The sequence below is a fragment of the Armatimonas sp. genome, assembly GCF_964826245.1.
In genome coordinates this window covers 1-5843 of sequence record NZ_CBAYMC010000251.1, presented here as the reverse complement: position 1 = coordinate 5843, position 5843 = coordinate 1, and the positions used below count along the sequence as shown (strand labels likewise).

7 protein-coding genes are annotated in these 5843 nt (G+C 58.5%); 4 read left to right on the top strand and 3 right to left on the bottom strand.

The annotated features are described in order from the left end of the window. A partial coding sequence (locus tag AC1XOS_RS18760) for a DNA polymerase domain-containing protein (protein WP_481963747.1) occupies positions 1-929 on the top strand: 929 nt, incomplete at its 5' end. A gap of 9 nt (positions 930-938) precedes the next feature. Here the strand turns inward: AC1XOS_RS18760 and AC1XOS_RS18755 are convergent. From AC1XOS_RS18755 to AC1XOS_RS18745, 3 genes are read right to left on the bottom strand one after another with little or no spacing between them, the layout of a single operon-like run. After that, positions 939-2531, bottom strand: a complete 1593-nt coding sequence (locus tag AC1XOS_RS18755) for a hypothetical protein (RefSeq protein WP_481963746.1) — start codon at positions 2529-2531, stop codon at positions 939-941. After that, the gene (locus tag AC1XOS_RS18750; RefSeq protein ID WP_481963745.1) at positions 2500-2961 is read right to left on the bottom strand and encodes an ExbD/TolR family protein; all 462 of its coding nucleotides are present in this window, start codon (positions 2959-2961) and stop codon (positions 2500-2502) included. The genes AC1XOS_RS18755 and AC1XOS_RS18750 overlap by 32 nt, the downstream gene beginning before the upstream one ends. Continuing rightward, positions 2958-3491 (bottom strand): MotA/TolQ/ExbB proton channel family protein, encoded by a 534-nt coding sequence (locus AC1XOS_RS18745; RefSeq protein WP_481963744.1) that lies wholly within the window; start codon positions 3489-3491, stop codon positions 2958-2960. Before AC1XOS_RS18745 ends, AC1XOS_RS18750 begins: the two co-directional genes overlap by 4 nt. A 276-nt stretch (positions 3492-3767) precedes the next feature. Here AC1XOS_RS18745 and AC1XOS_RS18740 point away from each other — a divergent pair, with 276 nt between their 5' ends. The 3 genes from AC1XOS_RS18740 to AC1XOS_RS18730 all read left to right on the top strand — a co-directional run bounded on the left by AC1XOS_RS18740 (position 3768) and on the right by AC1XOS_RS18730 (position 5745). Then, the gene (locus AC1XOS_RS18740) at positions 3768-4334 is read left to right on the top strand and encodes a hypothetical protein (RefSeq protein WP_481963743.1); all 567 of its coding nucleotides are present in this window, start codon (positions 3768-3770) and stop codon (positions 4332-4334) included. After that, complete coding sequence (locus AC1XOS_RS18735; protein ID WP_481963742.1) at positions 4331-4990, top strand: hypothetical protein; 660 nt, start codon at positions 4331-4333, stop codon at positions 4988-4990. The genes AC1XOS_RS18740 and AC1XOS_RS18735 overlap by 4 nt, the downstream gene beginning before the upstream one ends. Positions 4991-5394: 404 nt before the next feature. Continuing rightward, positions 5395-5745, top strand: a complete 351-nt coding sequence (locus tag AC1XOS_RS18730; protein ID WP_481963741.1) for a hypothetical protein — start codon at positions 5395-5397, stop codon at positions 5743-5745. Positions 5746-5843: the final 98 nt, after the last annotated feature.

Sequence of the window (5843 nt, the reverse complement as noted above, 5' to 3'; positions counted from 1 at the left end):
AGCTGACCCGCCGCCGCCTGATGGCAAAGCGAAAAGCGAAAGAGTACGAAGCCACCCAGAACCAGATCGCCTCGGCCTACTGGGATGGCCTCCAGGGCTCCTATAAGCTGCTCATCAACTCGTTTTATGGCTATCTAGGCGCACCGTTCTACTTCAACGACTACACCGCCGCCGCCAAAGTGACCGAGATTGGCCAGGTGATCGTCAAGCAGATCGCGGAGGAACTGGAAACCCGTGGCGCGACCGTGATTGAGATCGACACTGACGGCGTTTATTTTCAGCCGCCTGCGGGAATCTCGGGCCTCGATGTTGAGGAAGCCTTTATCGGCGAGATCGGCGCGACGCTCCCTGAGGGAATCCGGCTCGCCTTTGATGGCCGCTACGAAGTGATGCTCTCGCTCAAGGCCAAGAACTACGTGCTGGTGAGCTACGAGGGCAAGAAGACCTTCAAAGGCTCTAGCCTCCGTTCGCGCGCCGATGAGAAGTTCGGCAAGAAATTCCTCTACGAAGCCGTGGACTTTCTCCTCGCTGATGATAGAGCCGGGCTCTCGGCGCGCTACAAAGAGCTCTTAGAGGCGATCGAGAACCGCACGCTTGGTATCGAGCAGATCTCCCGCCGCGAGCGCGTCACGGATAAGACCTTCACTAGCGATGCCAAGAAGCGCAACGCCGAAGCGATGGTGGGCCTGACCGTGGGGGACTATGCGATTATCTACCAGCGCGAGGGCGACAAAGCGCTTGTTACCGCCGACAACTACAACCAAGACGAAGACATCGAGTACTACCAGACCAAGCTCTACAAGTTTGCCAGCCGCTTAGAGGCCGCTATCGGGGAGGACTTTGAGAAGCTCTGTCCCAAGCCCCTTGTTGGCGCAAAACGCAAGGCCGCCGAAGATGCCAAGCAGCAGATGAGCTTGTTCGAGCTGTAAACCGGCGGTTTAACGCACGCGGATGACCAGCGAGGCTCCGACACCGAGCCAGCCATTTTCGACTCTGAGGAGCAGGCGGTTCTTGCCTTTCTGAAAGTGAACCCGACGCAGGCCCTCGCCCGCTTGCCAGCCCTTGAGGTTGGTCGAGCTGACCCAGACCGTCTGGCCGTTGAGCCAGAGATGGGATTTATCGTCACTGCCGATGGCGATCCAGTGATCTCCCGCCTCCTCGAAGCTTAGCTCGGTGTAGAAGTAGTAGACCGCGTACTCTTGAGAGACGGGCGGGCGAACCTCGGCGGACTGCGCTTGGTGAAAGGCCCAGGAGATCGTCTTGCCGTCTTTTCCGGGGTAGCTTGCGTCTAAGTCGAGGAGCTTCTCAGGGCCAAACGCTGTGTCGATGTTCTGGCGGTTCGGGTTGGGAAAGGGGCCAAGAACATACCAGCTATCCACGAACATCCACTCCGCACCACCGACGCCCGGCCCGGTTTGTGTGGTCAGCGAGCGGCCTGCCACGGCGTTTTTCTCGAAGCCGCTCTTAAGGGTTGGGGCAGCCGTCTCAAAACCTCCCCGCGGCTCGCCGGGGCCGCGTCGCCGGACAATGCCACCGTCGCGCTTTCCCGAGGTGCCCATGAACCCCGTCAGATCTCCCGCACGCTTGCTGCCCTGCTGCGCCGCCGCCAGAAACGCCGCCGCCTGGCTCCCAGGGCGCTGTTGCGCGTGATCTAGCAGGCGCTGTGCCCGTGCAGTAAGCTTGTCGAGATCGGGCTCACCACTGCCTTCGCCTTGGGGACTCTCTGCCACCGGGAGCCCGAGAGACTTTGCCAGCACCTCTACTTTTGCGGAGGCATTCTGCGCCGCCTGCAGGATCTCCTCCATCGTATCTAGCCTCTCACCCGACGAGCCACGCAGGGCTTTGGCAAGCTGGCTCTGCTGGGCGCGGCGCTCGTACTTTTGGGCGCGCTCTTGCTCCTGCTTGGCTTCTCCGAGGGCTTTAATGGCTTCGTCGTGCGCCGCTTTTGCCTGCGAAAGCGCCTTTTCAAGGCCCGCTTTGTCGGTCTGTGGCGGTAGGCGTCTCTGCTGCTCTTCGGCACGCTTGGTGGCGAGCTGAGCGGCAACTTGTTTGGCGAGGGCAGCCCGTAGCGCGATAGCCTCTGGTTTTTGTACGGCGGCTTGGAGCCGCTGATCCAGCACCTGAAACGCCTCGGCCTGGGATTTTTGCGCCTGCTCGGTGCGCTGCTTTAGCGCCTCGAAGGCTCTGCTGGCCAGCTCTGGCTTCCCGACACTCTGCTCCAGAGCCCCTAGCGCTTTACGGGCATCTTGACTGTCCGAGAGCGCTCTTTTCATTGCCTGTTGCGCCTGGGCAGCCGAGGGCGGTGGCGGCGTTTCTTGCAGGGGCTGCTTCTTAAGTGCCTCCAGCTGGTTGGCGATCTCGGTGAGCTGGACGAGCTTTTTCTGTGCAAGAATGCTGCGCACCTCCGCACTCTTGGGCTGGGTGGGGGAGCCTGGCCCCAACAGGATACCGAAGCCGATCAGCAGGGCGTGCAGGCCGAGCGAGAGGGCGAGGGCGGCGCTAGTGCGGATTGGACGTGTGGAGCTGGACATTTCGGATCCCTTCGAGCTGACACGCTTCGACAAGCTCGACGACATTCTGGAACGGGGCATCCCGGTCGGCGTCTATGCGCACGGCGGCTTGTGGGTCTTTGGCGGCTTCGCGGACTTTAAGCAAGAGTACCTCGGTGGTGACGGGCTGGTTGCCGACAAAGCGCTGCCCGTTTTTATCCACCCCACACGCCAGAGTCGAGCTACGCGACGTTCCCGCCTTCGAGGCACTTGCCGCCGGAAGAGTGATGGGCAGAGAGAAAACCGGCTCGCTTTTGCCATCGGGCTTCTGGGGTTTCTTGAAGCTCATGGTGACCATAAAGATAATCAAGACGACCAGCACGACATCTACCAGAGGGACGATATTGATCTCCGCAAGCGGTGGCGCGGCGTAGCGTCCTCGGCCCGATGATCCTGATCCTCCGACGTTCACGGCTGCCCCTCTTGATTCGCGCTCACTTTATCCGCCGCCTCCATGGCGCGGTTCTCGATCCGTAGGCTCAGTGCATTGATACGTGCCAGCAGCAAGTTATAGGCAATAGCCGCTGGTACGGCGACACCGAGCCCAATGGCGGTGGTGATCAGCGCCTCTGAGATGCTCCCCGAGATCACCGCCGGGTTCATCTCGCCCCCCGCCCGCGCGATCTTTCCAAAGGCATCCAGAATCCCCAGTACCGTCCCAAAAAGCCCGATATACGGAGCCGTTGAGGCAATGGTCGCCAGATACGGTAGGTTTTTTTGAAGCTCCAAGGTCTCTAGGGTCACCGCACGCCCGACAGAGTCTTGAAGGCGTCTGTTATTGCGCTTCTTGCCCTCGACAAAAGCACGTCGTGCACGAGCTTCGCCGTCACGTCCTTCACGATGTAGTGTCCAGAGCCGCTCGATAATCATTGCGACCGAAGCAACACTGGCAAGCACTAAGACGAGCTTGGTGAGTCCAATTCCCCAGGAAAAATAGTCCACAGCTTACTTTATCAGATGTCAGGGATGTGGACGAACGTCTAGTGTCGCTGCCGTGGCATTGAGGGGGGCATGGTGTGGTGCGCTCTGAACCAAAAGCGTGATGCGACCAGATCACGCCAGCCCTCGATGTGCGCCAGCGACAGCTGATACGTCCATTTGTACGGCTGGATCGTGTCGTCGGATCGGGGAGTAAACTAGAGCTGAAACATCGCTTCCTAGATTGTAGGCTTTTCTACGACCCACGCCAAGTATGAATTTTCACGCTAGAATAGGCAAATGGAAACGTCGCTAGAGCGGGCCTGGCAGGAGTGGGAAGCGTTTTGTGTGGATACGCTTCGGCGTGTTCAGGAGGCAGTTGCGTCGGGACTAGCACCTGCGGCTTGGGAAAATGAGGCGCTTCGGACTGCGCTTGCGGCTTTAGATGCCTCTGCACTGGCGACGTTTCTGGATGATCCGCGTCTTGAGGAGACCTATCCCGAGTCTGTCACGGGACTCCAAGCCACGTCCCGTTTTGCTCTACTCTTGTGCTTGCTTCCTCCTCATGCCGCCTTGACATTGGCGCAGCGCTATGATGATCCCTGCCGTGCCAAGTCTAATCTGCCACCTCGTGCACGCCTCACGCTCTTTTTGACGTTGCGCTGGAAAGCTTTTCTCATCGAGAGCCTCCGTCGGGATTATGCCGTGTTAGCCCTTCAGGGGTATCGGTTCCATTTACGCCACTTTGTCGAAAAGTACGGCGATGAGAGCGCTAAGGCATTGCTAAAAAGCGACGATTCCCCCGCGCTCGCCCGTGAGCTTGCCAAGGCGCAAAAGCAGCTTCCCACACGCCCCACACAACCATGAGCCAGCAACAGCTCTATCGCCCACCTGATCTCCTCAAAGACACTGAGGCAGATATTGCACGCTGGCTGGCTCAACAAGAGCCCGAAACCGCCGTCGAGTCTCTCCACCGTGCTCTGGAAATGCCACACCGCGCCCGCTGGCAGGCACTGGCGATCTTGCCCATTGCGATTCTATTAATTTGTGTATTGGTAGCCGAGATGCGTGTGATGAGCGTGATTACTGGACTGGCTTTCTTTTTCTTTCTTCTCTCCTTAGGCCGCGACTATTCGCAGCGTCCCCGATGGCTTCGTCAGCAGCTTTTCGTGCAGCTGGAGCATGGAGGACGGACGATCTCCCTAGGAACATGGATTGCCAGTGTCGAATCGCTAGGAAGAGAGCGTCGAAGGGCATACGACTCTCTTGCTCGTCGCCTTGCCACTGCCACATCGGAGGAGCTAGAGACACTCACCCAAGACGAGCGGCGCTGGCTCCGTGCACGCCTAAAAGACGAGTGGCCTGGTGAGGCGCTCCAGATCGCGCTTTTATTAGCCTTAGGAACCGCAGGCGATATCTTCGTCAAGCCCTACGCCCGCCGCCTCGTCACCAACCCCGACGAAAGCGAGACCGTGAGGGAAGCCGCTGAAGAGTGCTTGCGCTGTTTGGAGCGTGCCGGATGATCCAAAAGCCGCTTGCCGCGTCAAGTGCTTCAGATAATGCCACTACTCGGCAAGAACAGCTTCGCGAACGCCTCAGCCACTCCTGGGCGTTTCCTGAGCGTGCCACGGAAGGCTGGGAAACTGGGGAGGCTTTGGAAGCGCTGACTGGGCTTTTGCGGACTGAAATGAAGAGATCGCAACAGACGTCCAGGCGCAGGGCCTTTGTGTTACCCATAGTGCTAATGCCTTTGGCCTGGCTGATTCGTGGAAAATATTTTGCTTGGACGATGTTTTTTTTATGGGAGGCACTCGTTGCGTTCTGGTGGTACATAGAGAAGATAACTAGCCCGTCTCAGAGTCTTCTGCTACAGCAAAATGCGACAATGGCGCTTGTGGGGCTCTTAGAACGAGTAAATGAAGTTCGTTTGGTACCCAAATTCCTAGAAGCCGCACGGCAAGTTCCGTATATGGAGAAAGAGGAAGATCGTCTAGCTTGGGAGCAGGCAGAGAGCGAGGCATTGGCACGCCTCCTGCCCCGGATGACAGTCTCCGAGGCACAGGCTCTCTTGACGGCACAACGCGAGTACTTGGCTTTGTGCCTCACGCGAGGGATCACCGAGGATGCCATTGTGGCGATCTTACTGATTCTGGGAAGTGCGCATGAGGCAGGCGCGACGGAGATGGCAACTTTCTATCTTGAATCTCCTGCACCCCGCGTACGTGAGGCCGCACGGGAGTGCTTGCGTGCCCTGGATGCAGCTGCAACCAAGTTGTAGGAGCGGTGTCTCACTTGTGGGCCTTTGCATAGAGGGAACGATTTTAGCCCATTCCGTCGTATAATACAGGCAGGAAAGAACATAAAACTGATGAAAGC